Source organism: Candidatus Thermoplasmatota archaeon, assembly GCA_030018475.1.
Lineage (GTDB): Archaea > Thermoplasmatota > JASEFT01 > JASEFT01 > JASEFT01 > JASEFT01.
Window position 1 is genome coordinate 1 of sequence record JASEFT010000103.1, and the last position, 1,349, is coordinate 1,349.

Annotated in this window: 1 protein-coding gene; it reads left to right on the plus strand. The window is 38.0% G+C overall.

Going from position 1 to position 1,349, the window contains the following annotated elements; genetic code table 11:
• Nucleotides 1-109: 109 nt before the first annotated feature.
• A complete protein-coding gene (locus QMD21_07730) occupies nucleotides 110-1,108 on the plus strand; it encodes an IS110 family transposase (GenBank protein ID MDI6856652.1) in 999 nt (332 codons plus the stop codon).
• Nucleotides 1,109-1,349: the final 241 nt, after the last annotated feature.

Consider the following 1,349-nt stretch of genomic DNA (forward strand, 5'->3'; position numbering starts at 1 on the left):
GTAACTATCTGTTAAATACATATTATGGCAAACAGATTAGAAATAGGCCAATCTGATGGCATGTTAAAGCTCGCCTCCGTATATATACTATATACCGAGGTGAAAAAAAATGCTGTACGCAGGATTGGATTTGCATAAAAACTTCTCTCAAGTCATAATATGTAGAGAAGACGGGTGTAAAGTAAAAGATGGAAGAATTTGTAGTACAAGAGAAGAAATAAGTAAGTTCTTCTCTGGTTTTAAAGAGCCACTTAAAATAGCAATAGAAGCAACTACTGCTTGCGAGTGGGTATTTGATCTCTTAGAAGAGCAAGGCTATGAGGTGGTTCTCGCACACCCATTAAAGACAAGATGGATTGCAGAATCCAAGATAAAGACAGATAAAATAGATGCAAAAATTCTAGCTCATTTACTAAGGACCGATCTTTTACCTACAGCCTATATGCCAGCAAAAGAGATCAGAGACCTAAGATGGCTGGTAAGAAGAAGGATATTCTTAGGAAGATTTAGTGGTAAACTGAAGAACAGGATTTATGCAGAACTTATTAGAAGAGGTATAAAGTACGAAGTAAAGAAAATTTTCGCACGTAAATACAAAAGCTGGCTGCAAATTCTAAACATACCTGCCATAAACTCATATCTCTCAATGCTAGAATCTATTGAGGAACAGATAAAGAAATTAGATTGGGAAATAAGAGAGGCAGGCAAGAAGTATGAAGAAGTGAGAATAATAGACTCAATCCCAGGTATAGGGCCGTATGGAGCTTTAATTATATTCTCGGTTATCGGGCAAATTGAAAGATTTCGTGATGAGGAAAAATTATTCTCCTATGGCGGACTTGTATCCTCTGTAAGCCAGTCTGGTGATAGCAGATACTATGGTAGAATAACAAAGCAAGGCTCAAACGAGCTTCGCTGGATGTTAGTAGAAGCTGCTAGAGCGCATATAAACTGGGCGATAGCAAATGGTATAGAAACTAAAATTTCTAGGTACTACTGGAAATTACGTAGAAAAAAGTCAGAAAATAAAGCAATAATGGGGGCTACAAGAAAAATGCTCCAAGCAATATATTGGATGCTGAAAAATAAAGAAGAATATAGAAGTTAGATATGCAACCTTCAGCTGAAACATGCGGCTTTAGACCGCCTCAATCTGATTAAGGAGCATGTCTAACTAAGGACGAAATTGCCATGATGCGGCATTAAGACCGCGAATAGGTGTGTGTCCATAAGGTATAATAGCTAGGAAGGTGATAAAGAAACCGGCGAGCTTTACATAGGTGTTTCACCCGAACTGTGTCGCACAGAATAAATAATATCCTCTAAACCCATCACCGCTTTGGGATGGG

What these genes read in the sequence shown, in the direction of transcription:
- QMD21_07730 (MDI6856652.1), top strand. Translation starts at nt 110, where the DNA reads ATGCTGTACGCAGGATTGGATTTGCATAAAAACTTCTCTCAAGTCATA.